Annotated in this window: 1 protein-coding gene; it reads right to left on the bottom strand. The window is 68.7% G+C overall.

Annotated features, from left to right (window positions below; translation table 11 throughout):
- A partial coding sequence (locus ABZU25_RS34495) for a molybdopterin dinucleotide binding domain-containing protein (RefSeq protein ID WP_355033554.1) occupies window positions 1-1,157 on the bottom strand: 1,157 nt, incomplete at both ends.

The raw sequence follows: 1,157 nt of genomic DNA, 5'->3' as shown, positions 1-1,157 counted from the left end.
CTGATGCCGAACAGGTCGTTGGCCGAGTCACCGGTCACCAGACCCTCGAAACCGAAGTGGTACGGCAACCACACCTGATGAATGATCCGACCGTCCACCCGCAACGGGGTGAGCCGGTCGGTCACCAGCACCTTCGCCTCAATCGCCGCACGAGCGGTCACCAGATGCGCCCAACCCAGATGAGTCAGCCCACGCTCGACCGCCAACTCCGTCGACACCTCGACGAACATCTCCGGTTGCAACTCGGCCAACGTCCGCACCGTCCGGCTCATCCCACCCGCGGTGTGATGCTCGGTAAGCCGGCTGACAGTGAACACGTACGGGAACACCTGACTGTGCTCCTCCGGCGGGCTCGGGTTCACCGAGTTCACCGGATGCGCGTACATCTTGCGGGTGGGGTTGGCCTGCTGCCGGTAGAGCGGGTTACGCACCGGCGACTCCACCGGCTCGTAATGCGTGGGCAGCGGCCCGTCCAGCACGCCGGTGGGCGCGTACAGCCAACCCTTGCCGTCACCCTGCATGACGAACGGGTCGTCACCGGCGATGCCCTCCGTCCCGGACGCGCCGGGTGGCGGCCGGTACGACGGCGGTTTGGTCTTCTCGAAGTCCGGCACGTCGTAGCCGGTCCACTCGCCCTTCTCCGCGTCCCACCAGACGTAGCGTTTGCGCTCACTCCACGGGTTGCCGTCCGGATCGGCGGAGGCACGGTTGTAGAGGATCCGCCGGTTCGCCGGCCACGCCCACCCCCACTCGGCGGCCACCCAGTCCTGCTCGTGTCGGGACTTGCGCCGCGCCGCCTGGTTGACACCGTCGGCGTACACCCCGGTGTAGATCCAGCAGCCGATCGCTGTGGAACCGTCCGCGCGGGCCTCGGCGAAGCTGGACAGCGGGCGGCCGCTCGCCACGTCGTACCCGTTGATCTCGCGCAGGACCGACTCGGCGCTCGGCTCCGCGTGCGGACCGTGCGTGGGGTAGTCCCAGGTGAGGTCGAGCAGCGCCCGGTCGCGCGGCAGCTCCGAGCCGGCCAGCTTCTCCCGCAGCTTGCGCCCGAGGTGGTAGAAGAACCACAGCTCGGAACGGGCGTCGCCCGGCGGCTCGACGGCCTTCTCCCGCCACTGCAACAGCCGCTGCGTCTGGGTGAACGTGCCCTCCTTCTC

Source organism: Micromonospora sp. NPDC005215 (genome assembly GCF_040607915.1).
Lineage (GTDB): Bacteria > Actinomycetota > Actinomycetes > Mycobacteriales > Micromonosporaceae > Micromonospora.
This window is presented reverse-complemented; position numbering and strand designations above follow the sequence as displayed.